Origin of the sequence: Kribbella rubisoli, from assembly GCF_004217145.1 — a bacterium.
In the GTDB taxonomy this organism is placed as follows: domain Bacteria; phylum Actinomycetota; class Actinomycetes; order Propionibacteriales; family Kribbellaceae; genus Kribbella; species Kribbella rubisoli.
This window is the reverse complement of record NZ_SHKR01000016.1, coordinates 541908-564023: the sequence shown is the minus strand read 5'-3', so window position 1 is coordinate 564023 and position 22116 is coordinate 541908. Positions and strand designations below refer to the sequence as shown.

The 22116-nt window shown below is 67.9% G+C and carries 17 protein-coding genes; 9 read left to right on the top strand and 8 right to left on the bottom strand.

The annotated features are described in order from the left end of the window. Positions 1-51: 51 nt before the first annotated feature. The 6 genes from EV645_RS35340 (at position 52) to EV645_RS35315 (ending at position 7960) form a co-directional block, all read left to right on the top strand. The gene (locus EV645_RS35340) at positions 52-1617 is read left to right on the top strand and encodes an ABC transporter substrate-binding protein (protein WP_242000856.1); all 1566 of its coding nucleotides are present in this window, start codon (positions 52-54) and stop codon (positions 1615-1617) included. Positions 1618-1881: 264 nt separating this feature from the next. Further along, the gene (locus EV645_RS35335; RefSeq protein ID WP_130448408.1) at positions 1882-2874 is read left to right on the top strand and encodes an ABC transporter permease; all 993 of its coding nucleotides are present in this window, start codon (positions 1882-1884) and stop codon (positions 2872-2874) included. A 55-nt stretch (positions 2875-2929) separates the two neighbouring features. Beyond that, positions 2930-4708 carry an ABC transporter substrate-binding protein gene (locus EV645_RS35330; RefSeq protein WP_130448407.1) on the top strand — a complete coding sequence of 593 codons (1779 nt, stop codon included), beginning with the start codon at positions 2930-2932 and terminating at the stop codon, positions 4706-4708. A gap of 95 nt (positions 4709-4803) precedes the next feature. Further along, the gene (locus tag EV645_RS35325; RefSeq protein ID WP_130448406.1) at positions 4804-5817 is read left to right on the top strand and encodes an ABC transporter permease; all 1014 of its coding nucleotides are present in this window, start codon (positions 4804-4806) and stop codon (positions 5815-5817) included. Then, positions 5814-6884, top strand: coding sequence for an ABC transporter ATP-binding protein (locus EV645_RS35320; RefSeq protein ID WP_130448405.1), 1071 nt, complete (start codon positions 5814-5816; stop codon positions 6882-6884). The genes EV645_RS35325 and EV645_RS35320 overlap by 4 nt, the downstream gene beginning before the upstream one ends. Positions 6885-6895: 11 nt before the next feature. Next, complete coding sequence (locus tag EV645_RS35315; protein ID WP_130448404.1) at positions 6896-7960, top strand: ABC transporter ATP-binding protein; 1065 nt, start codon at positions 6896-6898, stop codon at positions 7958-7960. Here the strand turns inward: EV645_RS35315 and EV645_RS35310 are convergent. From EV645_RS35310 to EV645_RS35295, 4 genes are read right to left on the bottom strand one after another with little or no spacing between them, the layout of a single operon-like run. After that, entirely contained in the window at positions 7945-9117 is a 1173-nt protein-coding gene (locus tag EV645_RS35310) for a hypothetical protein (protein ID WP_130448403.1), read from the bottom strand. The two genes, EV645_RS35315 and EV645_RS35310, sit on opposite strands and share 16 nt — an antisense overlap. Beyond that, the gene (locus EV645_RS35305) at positions 9114-9608 is read right to left on the bottom strand and encodes a SigE family RNA polymerase sigma factor (protein WP_130448402.1); all 495 of its coding nucleotides are present in this window, start codon (positions 9606-9608) and stop codon (positions 9114-9116) included. Before EV645_RS35305 ends, EV645_RS35310 begins: the two co-directional genes overlap by 4 nt. A 19-nt stretch (positions 9609-9627) precedes the next feature. Next, the gene (locus tag EV645_RS42030; protein ID WP_157997234.1) at positions 9628-10437 is read right to left on the bottom strand and encodes an SGNH/GDSL hydrolase family protein; all 810 of its coding nucleotides are present in this window, start codon (positions 10435-10437) and stop codon (positions 9628-9630) included. Continuing rightward, the gene (locus EV645_RS35295; protein WP_130448400.1) at positions 10434-11729 is read right to left on the bottom strand and encodes an alpha/beta hydrolase; all 1296 of its coding nucleotides are present in this window, start codon (positions 11727-11729) and stop codon (positions 10434-10436) included. Before EV645_RS35295 ends, EV645_RS42030 begins: the two co-directional genes overlap by 4 nt. Positions 11730-11948: 219 nt before the next feature. Here EV645_RS35295 and EV645_RS35290 point away from each other — a divergent pair, with 219 nt between their 5' ends. From EV645_RS35290 to EV645_RS35280, 3 genes are all read left to right on the top strand, one after another. Continuing rightward, the gene (locus tag EV645_RS35290; protein ID WP_130448399.1) at positions 11949-12785 is read left to right on the top strand and encodes an MIP/aquaporin family protein; all 837 of its coding nucleotides are present in this window, start codon (positions 11949-11951) and stop codon (positions 12783-12785) included. 30 nt (positions 12786-12815) lie between these two features. Then, a complete protein-coding gene (gene glpK / locus EV645_RS35285; protein WP_130448398.1) occupies positions 12816-14333 on the top strand; it encodes a glycerol kinase GlpK in 1518 nt (505 codons plus the stop codon). 79 nt (positions 14334-14412) lie between these two features. Beyond that, positions 14413-16125, top strand: coding sequence for a glycerol-3-phosphate dehydrogenase/oxidase (locus tag EV645_RS35280; RefSeq protein WP_242000855.1), 1713 nt, complete (start codon positions 14413-14415; stop codon positions 16123-16125). 63 nt (positions 16126-16188) lie between these two features. Here the strand turns inward: EV645_RS35280 and glpK (EV645_RS35275) are convergent, their stop codons facing one another. The 4 genes from glpK (EV645_RS35275) to EV645_RS35260 form a co-directional block, all read right to left on the bottom strand. Beyond that, positions 16189-17706 carry a glycerol kinase GlpK gene (gene glpK, locus EV645_RS35275; RefSeq protein ID WP_130448397.1) on the bottom strand — a complete coding sequence of 506 codons (1518 nt, stop codon included), beginning with the start codon at positions 17704-17706 and terminating at the stop codon, positions 16189-16191. 240 nt (positions 17707-17946) lie between these two features. Continuing rightward, positions 17947-18705, bottom strand: a complete 759-nt coding sequence (locus EV645_RS35270; RefSeq protein ID WP_130448396.1) for an IclR family transcriptional regulator — start codon at positions 18703-18705, stop codon at positions 17947-17949. A gap of 59 nt (positions 18706-18764) precedes the next feature. Continuing rightward, the gene (locus EV645_RS35265) at positions 18765-21287 is read right to left on the bottom strand and encodes an ABC transporter permease (RefSeq protein WP_130448395.1); all 2523 of its coding nucleotides are present in this window, start codon (positions 21285-21287) and stop codon (positions 18765-18767) included. Further along, positions 21287-22042 (bottom strand): ABC transporter ATP-binding protein, encoded by a 756-nt coding sequence (locus tag EV645_RS35260; protein WP_130448394.1) that lies wholly within the window; start codon positions 22040-22042, stop codon positions 21287-21289. The genes EV645_RS35265 and EV645_RS35260 overlap by 1 nt, the downstream gene beginning before the upstream one ends. Positions 22043-22116: the final 74 nt, after the last annotated feature.

Sequence of the window (22116 nt, the reverse complement as noted above, 5' to 3'; positions counted from 1 at the left end):
CCTGGTGCCTTCGGGGGCGTTGTTCGGGTAATGGCTGGGGAGAGTGAGACGGTGAGCAAGTGGGTGCGCCGGATGTCGGCGGCCGTGGCTGTGGGTGCCCTGGGGGTGTCTTTGGCTGCCTGCGGTCAGCCGGACGACAATGCGCCGCACCCGGGGGAGACGTCGCCGAAGCTGATGCTGCTGCGGGTGGCGACGACGGACTCGATCGCCTCGCTCGACCCGGCCGGCCCGTACGACGCAGGCTCGCGCACCGTCCAGGCGAACCTGTACCAGACGCTGCTGACGATCCTGCCCGACAAACCGACCCCGGTGCCGGACGCGGCGGACTGCCAGTTCGACTCGCCGACGACGTACACGTGCAGCCTGAAGGAACACCTGACCTTCCCGAACGGGCACGAGTTGACCTCGTCGGACGTGAAGTTCAGCTTCGACCGGATGGTCCGGCTGAAGACGCCCGGGGGAGCGGCGCACCTGTTCTCCTCGGTGAAGTCCGTGAGTACTCCGGACGACCTGACCGCGGTGTTCAACCTGACCAGCCCCGACGCGCGCCTGCCGTACCTGCTGACCACGACGGCGGCCTCGATCGTCGACGAGCAGTCCTACCCGGCGAACAGGTTGCTTGACGCGAAAGCTATCGGCAGCGGGCCGTACCAGCTGGCGGCGTACAAACCCGGCGTGGAGATCACGCTCGCCAAGTTCGCCGGGTACAAGGGTCCGCGGGCCGCGCAGAACGACGGCGTCACGATCAGCCAGCTGAAGGACTCGACCGCGCTGTACCAGGCCGTCACCTCCGGCAAGGCGGACATCGCGTTCCATGGGTTCGGTCCGAGCCTGCTGGACAAGCTGCGCAAGTCCGACCAGGTGCAGGTGGTCGAGACCAACTCCGCGGAGATCCGCTTCTTCGCCTTCCAGATGAAGTCGCTGCTGGCGCGCAAGCCGGCGATCCGGCAGGCGGTCGCCCAGCTGATCGATCGCCCGGCGATCGCGAAGAAGGCATACGGCGACCACGTGTCGCCGCTGTACTCCGTGGTGCCGCCCGGGTTCGGCGGTCAGACCGACGCGTTCAAGACGGAGTACAAGCAGCCGAGCAAGACGGCGGCCGCGGCGATCCTCAAGGCCGCGAACATCGCCGCGCCGGTCCCGCTGACGGTCGGCTGGACGCCGACGCAGTTCGGCACCGGCGCGAAGGCCGAAGTACTCGAGCTCAAGCGTCAGCTGGAGGCGTCGGGGCTGTTCCGGGTGACCCTGCGAAGTGCCGAGTGGCCGCAGTACCAGCAGGCCGCGAAGGCCGGGGCGTACGACATGTACCAGTTCGGCTGGATCCCGGAGTTCCCGGACGCCGACGACTACCTTGCGCCGTTCGTGACCGACGTACCGTTCCAGAACGGGTACCGCTCGGCCGCGGCCACGAAGCTGCTGCAGCAGCAACGGACCGAGCAGAACGGGCTGAAGCGCGACGAGCTCATCGGCCAGCTACAGACCGTGATCGCGCGAGAGGTGCCGGTGATCCCGAGCTGGCAGGGGAGGGTCGCCGTCGTCGCCCACAACGACGTCGAGAACGTCCAGCCGGCCATCGATCCGCTGTCGTTCGTCTATTTCTCCGGGATGAGGCGCTGAAACCGGGCGAATATCGCCCTGATCTCGGTACTGACACAAAAATGCCATGGCAGTAACGGTTGGCGAGGCCGCGGCGACCGAGGGTGCGACACCGTGGTTTACTGCGGAACGTCCACGATACGGGACGATTTCCTGACGATCACGATCGGGCAACGCAGCACTTTCCGCGTTTGACTCCGCGCTGTAATGGCGGCAGGTTAAGGCCGCAGCCATACGGGATTTCGTTCCCGTTCAAAAACCGAACCAGGCAGGGGTACCCATCGCGTGAGCGCGCCACTCGAGGTCGAGCCCGGAGCATCGTCGGCGCAGCCGGACGCCATCCTCGAGGGCGTCGGCAAGATCGAGGGCCGGTCGCTCTGGCAGATCTCCTGGATACGGCTGAAGCGCGACAAGGTCGCGATCGCGGGCGGGGTCATTGTGCTGCTCCTGATCCTGGTCGCGATCTTCGCGCCGTTGCTGTGCAAGCTCGTCGGTGTCACCCCGAACGACTTCCACCAGGACCTGGTCGATCCGTCGCGGCAGGTGCCGCTCGGCCGGTTCGGCGGCATCAGCTGGGACCACCCGCTCGGTATCGAGCCGCTCAACGGTCGCGACATCTTCGCCCGGATCGTCTACGGGGCCCGGATCTCGCTGCTGATCGCGTTCCTGGCGACGCTGATGTCGGTGGTGATCGGCGTCGTGATGGGCATCGTCGCCGGGTACTTCGGCGGCTGGGTCGACTCGCTGATCAGCCGCTTGATGGACATCTTCCTCGCCTTCCCGCTGGTGCTGTTCGCGCTGGCGCTGGTCGGCGCGGTGCCGGACTCGATCCTCGGACTCAGCGGCGACTCGCTGCGGGTCGGGCTGATCGTATTCATCATCGGCTTCTTCAGCTGGCCGTACATCGGCCGGATCATCCGTGGTCAGACGCTGTCACTGCGTGAGCGCGAGTTCGTCGACGCGGCCCGCAGCCTCGGCGCGCGCCGCCCGTACATCCTGTTCACCGAGCTGCTCCCGAACCTGATCGCCCCGATCCTGGTCTACGCGACGCTGCTGATCCCGACCAACGTGCTGTTCGAGGCGGGTCTGTCCTACCTCGGCGTCGGCGTCCGTCCGCCGACCGCCAGCTGGGGAGACATGCTGTCGATCGCGGCCAAGTGGTACGCCGTCGACCCGTGGTACATGATCTCGCCGGGTCTGGCCATCTTCATCACCGTGCTGGCGTTCAACCTGTTCGGCGACGGGCTGCGCGACGCGCTCGACCCGCGGTCGCGCTAGGACTTCTCTCCAACCAGGGAGCCTGGCTCTCACGAAAAAAGGGGTGCAACAACAGATGAGATGGAATCGCATCACGACGGTTACCGCCGTCAGTGCGGCCGTCGCCCTCAGCCTGGTGGCTTGCGGGGGACCCAAGGCGACGCCCGGCGGGGGGTCCAGCGGTGGGAGTTCTGCGAAGGCCGAGTTCAACGCGGCCGTCGGCAAGAACTTCAACCCGAGCGACAAGAAGGGTGGCACGCTGCGGATGGCGATCACCGAGCAGTGGGACTCCACTGACCCCGGTGACACCTACTACGGCCTGTCCTGGAACCTGGTTCGTAACTATGTCCGTCCGCTGATGACGTTCAAGGCGGCTCCGGGTGCCGAGGGCGCGAAGCCGGTCCCGGACCTGGCCGAGGCCCCCGGTGTGCCCAGTGACGACGCGAAGACCTGGACGTACAAGCTCCGCAAGGGCGTGAAGTACGAGGACGGCACGCCGGTCACGTCGAAGGACGTGAAGTACGCCGTCGCGCGGTCGCTGGACAAGGCGACGCTGCCGAACGGCCCGACGTACTTCAACGACTTCCTGCTGGACGTCCCGAAGGGCTACAGCGTCTACAAGGACAAGTCGCTGGCCGGGGTCGCGAAGGCGATCGAGACGCCGGACGACCAGACCATCGTGTTCCACCTGAACAAGCCGTTCGCGAGCTTCGACTACTTCGCGCAGCTGCCGTCGACGGCTCCGGTGCCGCAGGCCAAGGACACCGGCGCGAAGTACAAGGAACACCCGATCGCGACCGGTCCGTACAAGTTCGGCACGTACAACCCGAACAGCGGCTTCGACCTGGTCCGCAACGACCAGTACGACGCGTCCACCGACCCGGACTCGGGCCGCAAGGCGCTGCCGGACAAGATCACCATCGCGTACAACGTCGAGGGCACGGACATCGACAACCGGCTGCTGGCCGGTGACCTGGACGTCGACCTCGCCGGTACCGGCGTGCAGCCTGAGACCCAGGCGAAGATCCTCGCCGACCCGAACCTGAAGGCGCACGCCGACAACGTGCCGGCGCCGCGGCTGAACTGGACCGTGCTGAACAGCCAGGTCCCGCCGCTGGACAACGTGCACTGCCGCAAGGCGGTGCTCTACGCGGCCGACCACGAGGGCTACCAGCGCGCGTACGGCGGCCCGATCGGCGGCGACATCGCGACGAACCTGATGCCGCCGGGTGTCACCGGTGCGCAGAGCTTCGACGACTACGGCTTCCTGACCGACAAGAACGGCAACGTCGACAAGGCCAAGGACGAGCTGAAGCAGTGCGGTCAGCCGAACGGCTTCGCGATCAACATCACCTACCGCACCGACCGGGCCAAGGAGAAGGCGGTCGCCGAGACGCTGCAGCAGTCGCTGAAGCGGGTCGGTATCAACCTGACCACCAAGCCGTACCCGACCGGTGACTACACCAAGCTGTACGCCGGCAAGCCGGACTTCGCGAAGGCGAACCGCCTCGGCCTGATCGTCTACAGCTGGGGCGCGGACTGGAACGACGGCTTCGGCTTCCTGAGCCAGATCGTCGACAGCCGGGTCATCCGGGACACCGGTGGTAACACCAACCTGGGTATCCGCATCCCCGAGGTCGACAAGCTGATCGACCAGGCGATGTCCACCACCGACGAGGCCGCGCGTAACAAGCTGTGGGTCGACGTCGACAAGAAGGTCATGGAGCAGGCGGCCGCGCTGCCGGGCATCTGGGCCAAGGGCCTGCTGTACCGTCCGGACACCCTGGCCAACGTCTTCAGCAACGACGGTCAGAACATGTACGACTACGCGGCGATCGGGCTCGCGCAGAAGTAGTTGCCCTGACCAACCATCATTTCGCCAGCAGAGGTAGGTGAAGGCTGATGGTGGCCGGTGATCAGCGATGATCACCGGCCACCACGCCGCGCACGGTGCTCGCATATCTGATCCGCCGGCTGATCGGGGCAGTGGTCCTGCTCTTCATCGTCACGGCAGTCACGTTCTCGATCTTCTTCCTGGTCCCGCGGGTCGGCGGTGCCACGGCGGACGACCTGGCCTCGCGGTACGTCGGCCGCAGTGTCGGCAAGGAACAGATCCACCAGACCGCGGAGCGGCTCGGCTTCACCGATCCGCTGTACGTGCAGTACGGGCGCTTCGTGAAGGGTCTGGTCGTCGGAACCGACTACAACTACGGCCCGTCGACAGAGCACTGCCCGCCGCCGTGCTTCGGCTACTCGTTCCTGACCCAGACGCCGGTCTGGCCGGACCTGGTCGCGCGAATACCGGTCACCGCCTCGCTGGCAGGTGGTGCGGCATTCATCTGGCTCGTCACCGGCGTCGGCACCGGTGTGATATCGGCGCTGAGACGCGGTTCGGTGCTGGACCGATCACTCATGTCGGTGGCGCTGGCCGGTGTGTCGCTGCCGATCTTCTTCACCGGTCTGCTCTCGCTGTCGATCTTCAGCTACGGCCTCGGCTGGACAGCGCAGGGCGGCACGAACCCACTCGACGAAACCAATCCGATCTGGTGGGCGTACGACCTGATACTTCCGTGGACGACGCTCGCGTTCCTGTACGCCGCGGCGTACGCCCGGCTGACCCGGGCCGGCATGCTCGAGACGATGAACGAGGACTACGTCCGGACGGCGCGGGCCAAGGGCCTGACCGAGCGGGACGTCGTCCTCAGACACGGGCTGCGGTCCGCGCTGACGCCGATCCTGACCATCTTCGGCCTCGACCTCGGGCTGCTGATGGGCGGCGCGATCCTCACCGAGACGACGTTCTCGCTCCCGGGCATCGGTCAGTACGCCGTCATCGCGCTGCGGGCCAACGACCTGCCGAAGGTGCTCGGCGTGACCCTGGTCGCCGCCTTCTTCATCGTGCTGGCCAACCTGATCGTTGACCTGCTGTACGCCGTCGTCGACCCGAGGGTGCGGATCTCGTGACCGAGCCGATCGAAGAAGTCCAGGACTCCGTCCAGCGGGTGGCGCGCGGCGAAGCGTTCCTCGACGTACGCGACCTCAAGGTGCACTTCCCGACCGACGACGGTGTGGTGAAGTCGGTCGACGGGATCTCGTTCAAGCTCGAGCGGGGCAAGACCCTCGGCATCGTGGGTGAGTCCGGCTCCGGCAAGAGCGTCACGAGCCTGTCGATCATGGGTCTGCACCCGCCGGGCGTGGCCAGGATCAGCGGCGAGATCTTCCTGGACGGACAGGACCTGGTCCAGGCGAGCCGCGAAGAGGTCCGGCTGCTCCGCGGCAAGCGGATGGCGATGATCTTCCAGGACCCGCTGTCGGCGATGCACCCGTTCTACACGGTCGGGCACCAGATCATCGAGGCATACCGGGTCCACAACAAGGTCAGCAAGCAGGTCGCGAAGAAGCACGCGATCGAGATGCTCGACCGGGTCGGCATCCCGCAGCCCGACCGGCGCGTCGACTCGTACCCGCACCAGTTCTCCGGCGGTATGCGGCAGCGCGCGATGATCGCGATGGCGCTGTCGTGCGACCCGGACCTGCTGATCGCCGACGAGCCGACCACGGCCCTCGACGTCACCGTGCAGGCGCAGATCCTGGACCTGATCCGGGACCTGCAGCGCGAGTTCAACTCCGCCGTCATCATCATCACCCACGACCTCGGCGTGGTCGCTGAGTTGGCCGACGACATCCAGGTGATGTACGCCGGCCGCGCGGCCGAGTACGGCACCGCCGAAGAGATCTTCGACGAGCCGCAGCACCCGTACACCTGGGGTCTGCTCGGCTCGATGCCGCGGATCGACCGGGAACGTAGCGAGCGGCTGATCCCGATCAAGGGCACGCCTCCGAGCTTGATCAACGTCCCGACGGGCTGTGCGTTCAACCCGCGCTGCAACTACGCGCACCTGAACGGCGGCGCCAGCGAGACCGATCGCCCGGAGCTGCTCGACACCGGCAACGGCCACATGGTCGCCTGCCACCTCTCCCCGCAGAACCGCCAGCAGGCGTGGGAGACCGACATCAAGCCGAAGCTGTGAACGGGACGACTGTGACCACTACTGACGCCGAATCCACTCCCGCCGTCCCGAAGATCGGCGAGGAGATCCTCTCGGTCACCAGCCTCGTCAAGCACTTCCCGATCCGTAAGGGCGTGCTGCAGCGCCAGGTCGGTGCGGTCCAGGCGGTCGACGGCCTGACCTTCAACGTGACCCGCGGTGAGACCCTGTCGCTGGTGGGCGAGTCCGGCTGTGGCAAGACCACCACCGGACGGCTCCTGACCCGTTTGCTCGAGCCGACGTCCGGCGAGATCGTCTTCGAGGGCCGCGACATCAGCCACCTGCGCGAGGGCCAGATGCGACCGCTGCGTCGCGACGTACAGATGATCTTCCAGGACCCGTACGGTTCGCTGAACCCGCGGCACACGGTCGGCAAGATCGTCGGCGCGCCGTTCAAGCTGCAGCACGTGAAGACCGAGCACGGCGTGAAGAAGGCCGTGCAGGAGCTGCTCGAGCTGGTGGGTCTGAGCCCGGAGCACTACAACCGGTACCCGCACGAGTTCTCCGGCGGTCAGCGGCAGCGCATCGGTATCGCCCGTACGCTGGCCCTGCGGCCGAAGCTGATCGTCGCCGACGAGCCGGTGTCCGCGCTGGACGTGTCGATCCAGGCGCAGGTGGTGAACCTGCTCGAGGATCTGCAGGAAGAGTTCGACCTGACGTACGTGATGATCGCGCACGACCTGTCCGTCGTACGGCATGTGTCGGATCGGGTCGCGGTCATGTACCTCGGCAAGATCGTCGAGCTCGCCGACCGCGTCGACCTGTACGAGAAGCCGATGCACCCGTACACGGTCGCGCTGCTGTCGGCGGTCCCGGTTCCGGACACCAAGCGGAAGGCGAAGCAGGAACGCATCCGCTTGCAGGGTGACGTTCCGAGCCCGATCAACCCGCCGCCCGCGTGCCGCTTCCACACCCGCTGCTGGAAGGCACAGGACATCTGCAAGGCCGTCGAGCCGCCGCTGGTCGAACTGGCCCCCGGCCACCAGACCGCCTGCCACTTCCCGGAGAACCAAGGTACGGAGACGCCGGCCGCGGCAGTGGATCAGGCCAAGTCGTAGATCGGGGCACCGGTCGGCATCGCGAACGGAGGCGTTCGCGGTGCCGTCTTGCTGAACGTGTAGGTGGAGAAGCCCGGGGCCACGATTCTGTAGGTGCTGGTCCGGGCGTCGAACACAAGCAGGTCCGTCTCCTGGCGTGAGGTGTTTCGGGCTGCGGCTGCTGTGAACGTCGCGTCGTCGAGCCATTGACCGAATCTGAAGGCCCAGTACTCGGAGCGCTTGAGTGGGCCGCCGGTCGGGGCGGTGACGCCGAACAGTTGGAGGTCGGACCAGATGGGCTGATCGCCCATCCTCGCGTCGTCCGGCTGGGTGACGAGGTACTGCGCGCCGGGTGACAGGAAGGCCTGCTCGCCGCTGAACGTGGTCCTGGCTCCGGTGGTCAGCGTGGGGCCGACCTTGAGTGTGTGACCCGTGAGCGGTTGCTCGAGCGGTTGCTGGTACACCAGTTGGCCCGCGGTGACGGTCCGGACTGCGACCGGTGACACGTCGGCCAGCAGCTCACCTTTGTTCGCGTTGATGTCCCAGCGGTACAGGCCTTCGAGCGTACCGAAGTACGCCTTGTTGCCGTCGATCGCGACGATGCTCGGTCCGCGCACGAGGCTGGCGCCGGACGGGATCGCGTTGCCGACCGGCGTACGGACGAGCTCGCGGTTCGCCGCCACGTCGTACACCACCGACTCGAAGTGGTCGTTGGAGCCTTCGGTCCACGCGACCAGGCTGCCGCGGTGATCGGCTGTCAGGCTCCACGCGCCCTTCCCGGTGGCGCGGACCCCGTCGCGGTCGGCGATGTGGATGTTGTTGCCTTCGTCAAGGAACACGAAGCCGGCGTCGGTCTGGACGAAGGCGTTGATGTGCTTGGACGGCACCGCGATGACGTCGCTGCCGTAGTGGATCTTGTTGCCGAGCGCAAAGGTCACCGCGCGGCGTTCGACGTACGGCGCCGGGCGGGCCGGCTGGGGTCGTTGTTCGCGGGGCCGGATGACGGCCGCGCCGCCGACGGCTACGGCTGCCGTCGCGACCGCGCCGCCGAGGACGGTCAAGGCCCGCCGGCGGGAGATCTGCCGGTTGCCGGCCGCAACGATGCCGTCGAGGTCGAGGGGCGGCGGTTCGACGCCGGTGGCGTGCTCGTTGAGGGTGTCCCGGAGGAGATCGGTCATTCCGTCATCCCTGCTTTCAGCACGACGTCGGACCCGAGACGGGTCCGGAGCTTCTTGAGTGCGTCGGAGACCTGGCTCTTCACGGTCCCGACGCTGCAGCCGAGCACTTCGGCCGTCTGCGATTCGGTGAGGTCCTCGTAGTACCGCAGCACCAGCGCTGCGCGTTGCCGGGGCGGGAGCTTTTGTAGCTCGTGCCACAGCCAGACTCGGGCCGTGACGTCGTCCGGGTCGGCGGGACGATCCGGTACGTCGTCGTTGGGGAGCTCGGCGCGCCAGGACTTGCGCCGCCACCAGCCGATGGCGGTCGTGGTGATGACGCGACGGGTGTAGGCCTCGGCGTTGTTCGGGTCGCGGAGGCGGTGCCAGCCGACGTACGTCTTGACCAGGGCTTCCTGGACGAGGTCCTCGGCCAGACCGCGGTCGCCGGCCAGCAGGTAGGCGTACCGGTAGAGCGCGCCGTGCCGGCTCGTCGCGAAGTCCCCGAAGCTCATCTGGTTCCCCTCGGTCGATCTACCTTCCCTGACGTGGGGACGGCGTCAAAGGGTTGGGTGTTGCGGCCAGGAGGGTTCGGGCGATCAGGGCGTGGCCGGCCGCGTTCGGGTGGTCGCCGTCGGAGGCGAGCAGGCCGGTGATGTCGGTGCTGTCCTCGAACGGCGTGTAGATGTCTACGTACGTCGCATCGTCCGCGTGGGCCGCGGCGGCGATCGCGGCGTTGGTACGGACGGTGAGCTGGTCGCTGGCGATCCGGCCGCTCGGGGTGTACTGGCGTTTGGCGACGTCGCCGTCCTTGAAGACGTTCCAGTAGCCGGTCATCAGGATCGTGGTCGGCAGGTCGGCCCGCAGTACGTGGATGCGGGCCAGGATCTTGCCGAGGTTGACCTGGAGCTGCTCGAACTCGTCGGACACGCAGTCGCCCGTGCACTGGCCACTGGTGACGTCGTCGTGGTGGTCGCCGAAATCGTTCGCGCCGATCGTGATCAGTACGACGCTCGCCGCGTCGGTGGCCTGCTCGGCGGGGGAGTTGCGTTGGTCGAGCAGCTGCAGCAGACCGTTCGAGTCGAGACCCGCGACGCCGAGATTGTTGACGATCACGGATCCGCCGGAGCGGTCGTGGAGCAGGTCGCCGTACATCTGGGGGAAGGCGGCGCAGTTGCAGTTGTGGCCGGACGTGACCGAGTCGCCGAGGGCGACGATCCGGACCTGACCGGCAGCCTGCGGCTGCGGCCGGAGGACCTCGCTGATCGTGTCGGCACTGCTGATCGCGGTGACGATCGTCAGGACGACCAGACCGATCGCGAGTCGTCGGAGTGTCTGGATCACGCCGTTTTCGTGTGCCTCGTTCCGTGATGGGGGCTGGCCGGAAGCTCGAGCTGGTTCGCCAGCCAAGGATAGGCCGACGCGAAGGCCGGAGCCGCGAACTGCCACACGTGCGTGCCGGGCGAGATCTCGACCCGGGACCAGATCCCGACCTTGGCGGCGGCCGTCGAGAGCTCCTCGGCCTCGTGCTGGTGCCGCAGCTCCTGGGTGCTGGTGAGGAACAGGCCGTTGACGTTCGTGTACTTGCCGTGGGCATGCATCACCAGGAGCGGCTCGTTGGCGTGCTCGAGCGCAACGTTGCCGCCGTACAGATCGTGCAGGCTCGCCGCGGGCGTGGTCGTGTACGGCGCGAGGTCGCCGGAGATGTCGACGAAGTGGTCGAACACGTCCGGGTGCTCGACGACCAGGTCGATGGCGCAGGTGCCGCCCATCGAGAACCCGGCGACGGCCCACTGCCGCGGGTCGTGCGAGGCGCCGAACATCTTCTCGACGAAGTGCGGGATGTCCTGGTCCAGGTGGTCGGCGGAGTTCCCGCGCGGGCCGTTCACGCACTCGGTGTCGTTGTCGAACCGCTCGGTCGCGTCGACGAAGACCAGGATCGGCGCGTACCCGTGGTGCCGGTGCGCGTACGCGTCGGACACCTGCACGGCGTTGCCGAGCCGCACCCAGTCGCCCGGACCGCCGCGCTCGCCGCCGATCAGCTCGACGACGGGCAGCGCGGGCCGGTGGTCACCGTGGAACCAGATCGGCGGGAGATACACGAGCTCCTGCCGGTGCTTGAAATGGCTGTACGTCGCGGGGATGTTCACCGCGACCAGCCGACCGGCCGGCGGCACCTTCGTCGTACCGGCCGTGTGGGCGAGCCCCGACATCGATACCTGACCCGGCAGCGGTGTGTCCGTCCAGTCGTTCACCGCCGAGTCGATCGTCGGGTAGTAACCGACGAACTGATTGATCCCGTTGGCACACACCAACGCGGCCAGCCCCGCCGCGACCACCGCCGTACCCCGCCGCCACCACCGCGCCGTCCGCCACCCGGCCCCCAGCACGATCAACGCACCGACCCCGAGCCCGAACCACAACCACACCGAGAACGGCAACGGATCCGTCAGCCCGATGAGCGCAGCCCCCGGGTACGCCGCGAACAACGTCACGAACGCGGCCCCCAGCACAACAACCGGCACCACCCCCAACCGCCACCGCCGATCCCGCCACCCCACAGCCGCAACCAACGCACCCCCCGCCACCACATCCAGCACCGCCGGAAACCATCCCCCAAGCAGCGACACACTCATCCAACCCCTCCAGAAGCCGACTAGACCCACAGGCGAGACGCCGAACTACAGCACCCGGTTGGCATGTTCCGTTGAGTGATCAGGAGATTACCGTGTGTCGCAGCTCACGGCGTGGGGATCGGCGTTCGACAATGTCGAACGGGGGGCGTTGTCAGGGGTGGTTGTGGCTCCTAGATTCCAGCCAGCCGTGGTCGTCACGGCGGGGAAGGGAGGTTCGGTATGGCTACGACCGAAGCGGTCAAAGCGAAAACCCTCCTGGGGGAGTGTTCCGCGGAATTCGCGGGCACGTTCATCCTGATCCTGTTCGGCGTCGGGGTGGTGGCGCAGGTGGTGGCCGGCGGGATCGGTGACCACGACTCGATCGCCTGGGCCTGGGGTATCGGCGTGACACTGGGCATCTACGTTGCGGGCCGGATGAGCGGCGCGCATCTGAACCCGGCGGTGACGGTCGCACTCGCGGCGTTCCGCGGCTTCAGCTGGCGGAAGGTACTGCCGTACGTGCTGGCGCAGTTCCTAGGGGCGTTCGTGGCGGCACTGGTGGTCCGCTGGAACTACACCGAGGCATTGCACAAGGTCGACCCCGGTCTGACCATCAAGACCCAGGGCGTGTTCTCCACGCTCCCCGGCAACGGCAGCCTGGACCTCGGCGTCCACATGTGGGGCGGCTTCCGCGACCAGATCATCGGTACGGCGATCCTGATGATGGTGATCCTGGCCATCACCGACCTGCGCAACACGGCCCCGGCCGCCAACATGGCGCCGTTCATCATCGGCCTGTTGGTGGTCGGCATCGGCATGGCCTGGGGCACCAACGCCGGGTACGCGATCAACCCTGCCCGTGACTTCGGGCCGCGGGTAGCGTCGTTGATCACGGGGTACGGCGGAGCGTTGAAGGATCAGTTCGGGGATCTGTATTTCTGGGTGCCGATCGTGGCGCCGATCCTCGGCGCGCTGCTCGGCGCGTTCCTGTACGACCTGCTGGTCGGACGGAACCTGCCGATCGCCGACGAGGACGAGGAACCGGGCCGCATCCCGGAGGAGAACACGAGCGCATGACACCACCCCTGTGTGAGGAGAGGAACTTCCATGGCTGACTTCGTCGGTGCTGTCGACCAGGGCACCACGAGCACCCGATTCATGATCTTCGACCACTCCGGCAACGCGGTGGGCATCCACCAGCTGGAGCACGAGCAGATCCTGCCGCAGGCGGGGTGGGTGGAGCACAACCCGCTGGAGATCTGGGAGCGGACCAGCTCGGTGATCCGGACCGCGCTGAACGCGAACAACCTGCACGCGAGCGACCTGGCCGCGCTCGGCATCACCAACCAGCGCGAGACCGCGGTGGTGTGGAACCGCAAGACCGGTCGCCCGTACTACAACGCGATCGTCTGGCAGGACACCCGGACCGACCGGATCGCCTCCGCGCTGGAGCGTGAGGGCAAGGGTGACGTGATCCGGCAGAAGGCCGGTCTACCGCCGGCGACGTACTTCTCGGCCGGCAAGGTGCAGTGGATCCTGGAGAACGTCGACGGGGTCCGCGCGGCCGCCGAGGCCGGTGACGCCGTGTTCGGCAACACCGACACCTGGCTGCTGTGGAACCTCACCGGCGGCACCGAGGGCGGCGTACACATCACCGATGTGACGAACGCCAGCCGGACGATGCTGATGAACCTCGAGACGCTCGACTGGGACGACGAGCTGATCAGCTTCTTCAACATCCCGCGGCAGATGCTGCCGGAGATCCGTCCGTCGTCGGACCCGAACAAGTACGGCGAGACGCTCGCCAACGGCCCGGTGGGCGGCGTCGTCGCGCTGACCGGTGACCTCGGCGACCAGCAGGCGGCGACCGTCGGTCAGGTCTGCTTCAACCCGGGCGAGGCGAAGAACACCTACGGCACCGGCAACTTCATGCTGCTGAACACCGGTACCGAGCTGGTCCGGTCGAAGGCCGGCCTGCTCAGCACGATGTGCTACAAGTTCGGCGACGAGGCGCCGGTCTACGCACTCGAGGGCTCCATCGCCGTGACGGGATCCGCAGTGCAGTGGCTGCGGGACCAGCTCGGCATCATCTCCGGCGCGGCCGAGATCGAGACCCTGGCCAAGCAGGTCGAGGACAACGGCGGCGTGTACTTCGTGCCCGCGTTCTCCGGGCTGTTCGCGCCGTACTGGCGGTCCGACGCCCGCGGGGCGATCGTCGGGCTGTCGCGGTTCAACACCAACGCTCACCTGGCGCGCGCAACACTGGAAGCGATCTGCTACCAGAGCAAGGACGTCACCGACGCGATGGAGAAGGACTCGGGCGTGACGCTCGACGTGCTGAAGGTCGACGGCGGCGTGACGGCCAACGAGCTGGCCATGCAGATGCAGGCCGACATCCTCGGCGTACCGGTGAGCAAGCCGGTCGTCGCGGAGACGACGGCTCTCGGTGCGGCGTACGCGGCCGGTCTCGCGGTCGGGTTCTGGAAGACCAAGGAAGAGCTCGTCCAGAACTGGAACGAGGACAAGCGGTGGGAGCCGCAGTGGTCCGACGAGCAGCGTGCCGAGGGGTACGCCGGTTGGCAGAAGGCGGTCCAGCGGACACTGGACTGGGTGGACGTCGACTGATCGAGCAGCAGTTGGCAAGCAGTGGGCAAGTAGTTGGCAGTAGTTGGTAGTGGTAACTGAAATCGGAAGGAACAGCACAGTGGGCGTAGTGGCTCTGTCACCGCAAGCAAGGGCCGACGCGATCGACGCGATGGCCGACGGACGAGAACTGGACGTCCTGGTGATCGGTGGCGGGGTGGTCGGCACCGGGTCGGCGCTCGACGCCGCGACCCGGGGTCTGACCACCGGACTGCTGGAGGCGCGCGACTTCGCGAGCGGCACCTCCAGCCGGTCCAGCAAGCTGATCCACGGCGGCCTTCGCTACCTGGAGATGCTCGACTTCCGACTGGTGCACGAGGCGTTGCAGGAGCGTGGCCTGCTCCTGCAACGCCTGGCGCCGCACCTGGTCAAGCCGGTGCCGTTCCTGTACCCGCTCCAGCACCGCTGGTGGGAGCGGTTCTACGCCGGCTCCGGCGTCGCGCTGTACGACGGTATGGCGGTCAGCTCGGGCCTCGGCGCCGGCCTGCCGCTCCACCGGCACCTGACCCGCCGCGGCGCGATGCGGTTGGTCCCGTCGTTGAAGAAGTCCGCCCTGATCGGCGCGCTGCAGTACTACGACGCGCAGGTCGACGACGCCCGTCACACGATGGAGCTCGCGCGCACAGCCGCGTCGTACGGCGCACATGTGGCGAACCGTGTGAAGGTGACGGGTTTCCTGCGTCAGGGCGAGCGAGTCACCGGCGTACAGGCGAAGGACCTGGAGAGCGGCCGCGAGTTCGAGGTCCGCGCGAAGCAGGTCGTGAACGCGACCGGCGTCTGGACCGACGACACGCAGGCGATGGTGGGGGAGCGCGGGCAGTACCACGTCCGCGCGTCGAAGGGCATCCACCTCGTCGTCCCGAAGGACCGGATCCAGTCCAGCACCGGGATGATCCTGCGGACCGAGAAGTCCGTGCTGTTCATCATCCCGTGGGGCCGGCACTGGCTGATCGGCACCACGGACACCGACTGGCACCTCGACAAGGCGCACCCGGCCGCGACGAGCAAGGACATCGAGTACCTGCTCGACCACGTGAACGCAGTACTGACGACGCCGCTCACCCGCGAGGACGTCGAGGGCGTGTACGCCGGACTGCGGCCGCTGCTCGCCGGTGAGTCGGAGAGTACGTCGAAGCTGTCCCGCGAACATGTCGTCGCGCACGCGGCGCCCGGCCTCGTGGTGGTTGCCGGCGGCAAGTACACGACGTACCGGGTGATGGCCAAGGACGCGATCGACGCGGCCGCGGACGCGCTCGACGGGCGGGTGCCGAAGAGCGTCACGAAGAACATCCCGCTGGTCGGCGCCGACGGGTATCACGCGTTGTGGAACCAGCGTCACCTGATCGCGCAGCGCTCCGGCCTGCACGTGGCGCGTATCGAGCACCTGCTGAACCGGTACGGCGCGCTGGTCGACGAAGTACTGAAGCTTGTCGAGGAGGACCCGTCGCTGGGCGAGCAGTTGCCCGGCACGCAGGACTACCTGAAGGCGGAGATCGTGTACGGCGCCAAGGCCGAGGGCGCTCGTCATCTCGACGACATCCTCGCCCGGCGGACCCGGATCTCGATCGAGGCCTGGGACCGCGGCGTCGGCGCAGCGGAGGCAGCGGCCCGGTTGGTCGCGCCGATCCTCGGCTGGGACGAGGCGACGATCGAGCGCGAGGTCTCGTTCTACACCCAGCGCGTCCAGTCCGAACGCGACTCGCAGGACCAGCCCGACGACGAGTCCGCCGACAAGGTCCGCCTCGAGGCGCCGGACATCGTCTCGCCGGCCTGAGCATCTGATGGGGAAGGACCACCACGGTCCTCCCCATCAGCTTTGTCAGCCGTTGGCGAGTTGCTAAAGCTCCTGGTCCTCGGGTCGGATCCAGTTGAAGGTGCGCTGGACGGCGGCCTGCCAGTTGGCGTACTCGGTCTTGCGGCGGGCCGGATCCATGTGCGGCATCCACTGACCTGCGCGGTGCCAGTTGCTGCGCAGACCCTCCAGGTCGGGCCAGTAGCCGACCGCCAGGCCGGCGGCGTACGCGGCACCGAGGGAGACGGTCTCGGTCACCATCGGGCGTACGACGCGAACGTCGAGCAGATCGGCGAGGAACTGCATCAGCAGATTGTTCGCCGTCATCCCGCCGTCGACCTTGAGCGCGGTCAGTGCGATACCGGAGTCGGCGTTCATCGCGTCGACGACCTCGAGCGTCTGGAAGCCGGTCGCTTCGAGGACAGCGCGGGCCAGATGGCCCTTCGTGATGTACCCGGTCAGGCCGGCGATCACCCCGCGCGCCTCGCTGCGCCAGTGTGGTGCGAACAACCCGGAGAACGCCGGCACGATGTACGCGCCGCCGTTGTCCTCCACCGTGCGCGCCAGCGTCTCGATCTCTGCCGCGGTGTGGATCATCCCGAGCCCGTCCCGGAACCACTGGACCAGCGAGCCGGTCACCGCCATCGAGCCTTCCAGCGCGTACGACGCGGGGTGGTCACCGATCTGGTACGCGACCGTGGTCAGCATTCCGTGCTTCGACCGGACGATCTCCTGCCCGGTGTGCAGCAACAGGAACGATCCGGTGCCGTACGTGCACTTCGCCTCACCGGCGCTGAAACAGGTCTGCCCGAACAGCGCGGCCTGCTGATCGCCGAGCGCCGCACCGATCCGGACCCCGGGCAGCACTTCGGTCGCGGTCGCGAAAACCCCGGACGACGGGCGGATCTCCGGCAGGATCGCCCGCGGTACGTCGAACGCCTCGAGCAGCCGGTCGTCCCATTCGAGCGTCTCGATGTTCATCAGCATCGTGCGGCTCGCGTTGGTCACGTCGGTGGCGTGCAGGCCGCCCTTCGCGCCGCCGGTGAAGTTCCAGATCAGCCAGCTCTCCATCGTGCCGAAGAGGATCTCGCCGCGCTCGGCGCGCTGCCGCAGACCGGGCGTGTGGTCGAGCATCCACTTGATCCGCGGCGCCGAGAAGTACGTCGTCAACGGGAGACCGCACAGCTCGGCGAACCGGTCCGGGCCTTCGGTGCCGGCGAGCTCGGTGACGAGGCGGTCGGTCCGCGTGTCCTGCCAGGTCACCGCATGCCCGATCGGCCGGCCGGTCAGCCGGTCCCAGAGCAGGCTGGTCTCGCGCTGGTTGGCGATGCCGATGGCAACGATCTGGGCCGGCGAGGCGCCGATCTGCTTGATCGCGCCGGGCACTACGCGGGTGACGTTGTTCCAGATCTCGCCGGCATCGTGCTCGACCCAACCGGGCCGCGGGAAGAGCTGGTGGTGCTCACGTTGCGCCACCGACACCAACCGCCCGCGCCGATCGAACAGGATGCACCGCGTCGAATTGGTCCCCTGATCCACGGCTGCGACGTACTGCTCAGCCATCTCCCCACCCCCCAACCACCCCACCGCCGGACGTCTCAGGGGTCAACCCCTGAGTCGGTCGGTTGCCCCCGAAGAATCTCAGGAGGCAACCGACCGGCCGAGGGGTTGACCCCTGAGACGTCCGGGGCGCGATGCCGGCGGCGCATGCGGCGGTGGGCAGGGCGGTGGGCAGGGCGGTGGGCGGGGAGGTGGGCGGGGAGGTGGGCGGGGAGGTGGGCGGGGAGGTGGGCGGGGAGGGGGTCATGCGTCCTCCCGGAGGTCGCGGGCGATGGCTTCGGCGGTGGCTCGGACCATGGTTACGAGGTCGGCTCGGTGGCGGAGGCGGCTGTCGCAGATGCGTTCTACCCGGCCGGCGAGGCCGACGGCGCCGACGACCAGGCCGCCCAGGCCGCGGATCGGGGCGGCGATGCTCGCGAGCTCCACCGTGTGCTCCTCGAATTCGCTGGCCCACCCGCGGGCCCGGACTGCGGCGAGCTCCTCGGCCAGCCGGGCCGGGTCGGTGATCGTCCGGGTGGTGAACGCCTCGAGCTTGTGCGGCCGGGAGGCGCCGCTGGCGTCGTACGCGAGAACGGCCTTGCCCAGCGCGGTGGCGTGCGGCGGAAGCGTCGTACCGACGTCGAGGTCCTGGTCGCTGTCGTCGGGCCGGAACACGTGGTGCACCACGACGACCTTGCCCTCGACCAGGCGGCCGACGCGAACGACCTCACCGCTGCGGGAGGCCAGCGAGTCGGCCCAGTTGATCGCGCGGCTGCGGAGTTCGTTCGGATCGAGATAGCTCTCGCCGAGCCGGCCGAACGCGTCGCTCAGATGGTAATGCGCGCCGCTGTGGTCCTGCTCGACGAAGCCGACCTGGTGGAGGGTCCGCAGGATTCCGTGCACGGTCGTCTTCGCCAGCCCCAGTGCGTTGCCGAGATCGGCGACCCCCAGCCCGTCGGGCGCGGCTGCGAGAAGTCGCAGCACCGCCGCGGCCCGCTCGATCGACTGCACAGTCCCCGGCACACCGGCAGATTACCTGTGAATCACTGGTATGGCTTCACCTCAGGAGTTCACTGCAGTACTCACTCTGCCGCGATTGCCCGCAGTACATTCAGCCGACTCGCACGGCGTGACGGCCAGACCGCAGCGAGTACGCCGAACAGCATCGCCGCGGCGACGGCTGCGACCAGTTGGAGCACCGGGATGTCACGAACGCCGAGGCCGTTGTCGACCATCGCGGACTGGATCGCGGCCGCGACGCCGACACCGAGCGCCAAGCCCAGCAGCGATCCGAGCATCGTGATCGCGATCGACTCGACCCGAAGCATCCGGCTCAGCTGCGGCGAGTCCATCCCGACCGCCCGCAGCAGGCCGATCTCGCGGGTCCGCTCGACCACGCCGAGCCCGAGCGTGTTCACGATGCCGAGCAGAGCGATCAGAACCGCGAGCACGAGCAGGAAGCCGACCGCGGCCAGTACGCCGTTCACCGGCTCGCGGGCCGCGGCGGCGTACGCCTGCTGGTCGCGGACCTGGATCGACGGGTAGTCCTTCGTGAGCCGGCCGAGGATGTCGGCCCGGACCTGGCCCACTTGGTTGCCGTCAGCAACTTCGACGTACAGGAGGTTGTCGCTGGTCGTGCCGCCGATGGTCTGGTACGTCGGCAGCGAAACGATCACCGCGTTGAGCTGCCTGTTCGGTGCGACGATCCCGCCGACGGCCAGCTTGTGCGTCCCGGTCGTGGTGGCCAGCTCGAAGGTCTTGCCGACGGTCACGCCGAGCGTGGTCGCGAGGTTGCGGGGGAGGAGCGCCTGGCCTGAGCCGAGCGCGGCCGCGGAGCCCGAGTCGTACTTCGTCGTGATCGGGCCGTCCAGCGTGCCGTCGCTGATCCCGGTGACCTGGACGTTCGTCTTCCCGACCTTGCCGGTCTCGGTCCGGACCCGGTGCACGGACCGTACGCCGGCGACCTTCTCCGTCCGATCGCCGACCTGCGTGCTGAAGGCCGGCGTCCCATCGGTGGTGATGAGGATCTGCGAGGTGCCGAGCGCCTCGGCGATGTTCTCGTTGATCGAGGCCTTCGCCGACGCCGCGATCACCATCAGGCCGCTGATCAGCGAGACCGAGATCATCAACGCGGACGCGGTGGCTGACGTACGGCGTGGGTTGCGCTCGGCGTTGCGGCGGCCGAGCGTGACCGGTGCCTTGCGGCCGAACGGGTACATCAGCGCGCGGACGACGTACCTGCTGAGGAGCGGGCTGAGCATCACGATGCCGATGACCGCGGTCCCGGCGCCGAGAACGATGAGTACGACGCCCGGCAGGCCGCCGGTGTTCAGGCCGATCGCGTAGAACAGGACGGCCATCAACAGCACGAAGGCGCCGATCAGGATCCGGACGAGCAGCGAGCGTTCCGGCACCGAGACGTCATCGCGCATCGCGGCGATCGGGGGGAGCCTCCCGGCTCTGCGGGCAGCCGGTGCCGCGGCGGCGATCGTGACGCCGGTGCCGATGACGTAGCAGGCGATGATCGTCGTCGGGGTGACCTGGAGCGACGCAGTTGGGATGCGCAGGTCGAGCGTTTCGTACGTGAAGCGAATCGCGACGGCGACGCCGATGCCGATCAACAGGCCGAGCGTGGAGCCGAGGAAGCCGATGATGGCGCTCTCGGCGACGATCGAGCTGGTGACCTGACTGCGGGACGCGCCGATCGCCCGGAGCATCGCGAGCTCGCGGGACCGTTGCGCGACGACCATCGCGAACGTGTTGACGATCAGGAACGTGCCGACGAACAACGCCAGGCAAGCGAACAGCACGAGCACGGTGCTGAAGCCGCCGAACGTGGTGTCGAGGTCGTGCCGGCCGTCGGCCGAGACCTGCTTCGCGGTCCGGACCTTCACCGAGTCACCGATGGTCGTGGAGATCGCCTTGCTGACGGTGTCGGCGTCGGATCCCGGCTTGAGCGCAACCGTGACCGACGTCCAGCCGGCCTTGCCGAGCAGTAAGCGCTGAGCCGTCGCACCGTCGAAGGTGACCAGAGGCGCCCCAGCGGCGGCACCTGCGACAGCGGGCGTGGTGGTCCCTGTCAGTGTCGCGGTGAGTGCCTGGGTCGGCGTGACGATCCTGACCTGGTCACCGAGCTCGTAGCCGGCCCGACTCGCCGTTGACTCGTCGAGCGCCAGTTGGCTGCCGCCGTACGGCGGGGTGCCGTCGACCAGCTTGAACGGCGCGGTCGCTGCGTCCCGCGGCCACGCGGCTCCGAAGCTGGTCAGCCCGTAGTTCTCGACCTTCTTGCCGTCCGGCCCGAGGATCTCGACATCGCTGACCATCAGCTGCGGGATCGCGCTCGCGACCCCAGGTACGGCGGCGACGCGGTCCGCGACCTCGGACTGGAACGTCGCGGGGCGGTCCGTGCCGGTCTCGATCGGGGACGACGGCGTGACGGTGATGTCCGCCGTACTCACCGCGAAGTTCTTCTTCAGCGCGTGCGAAAGGGTGTCGGTGAAGACCATCGCGCCGCCGGCGAACGCAACGCCCAGCGTGACGGCGAGCGTGCACAGGACGAATCTGAGCCGGTGCGCGAGGACCGAGCGGAGGCCGAGCCTGAACATCAGCCGGCCACGTGTTCGGCGGGCAGGGCCGTTTCGAGCTTCTTCATCGTGTCGAGCACCGACTCGGCGGTCGGGTCGAGCAGCTCGGACTGCAGCGTGCCGTCGGCCAGGAACAGGACCCGATCGGCGTACGCCGCGGCGCTCGGGTCGTGCGTGACCATGACAACGGTCTGGCCGAAGTCGCGGACGGAGCGGTGGAGGAAGTCGAGGACGTCGGCGGAGGAGCGGGAGTCGAGGTTGCCGGTCGGCTCGTCCGCGAACACGACGTCCGGACGCGAGACGAGAGCTCGGGCGCACGCGACGCGCTGCTGCTGGCCACCGGAAAGCTCGGCCGGCTTATGGCTCAGACGATCGCTGAGGCCGATCGCGTCGATGACCGTGGTCAGCCACTCCTGATCAGGCTTCCGGCCGGCCAGGTCGAGGGGGAGCGTGATGTTCTCGAGCGCGGTCAGGGTCGGGACCAGGTTGAACGCCTGGAAGACGAAGCCGATCCGGTCCCGGCGCAGATGGGTCAGCTGCTTCTCGGGCAGCGTCGTCAGATCGATGTCACCGAGCAGCACCTTGCCGTCCGAGGGCTTGTCCAGCCCGGCGAGACAGTGCAGCAGCGTCGACTTCCCGGAGCCGGACGGCCCCATGATCGCGGTGAACCGGCCCTTCCCGAAGTCTGCACTCACGTCGGCCAGCGCATCCACCTGCGTCTGCCCGCCGCCGTACACCTTCCACACCCCGACCGCCCGAACGGCAATCTCATTCATCAAACGGGTCGCAGCTTGGCCCGTCGTGACGGGCGGACAAGCGGCGACTCCCTCCCTTCGAGGTGAACGCAGAA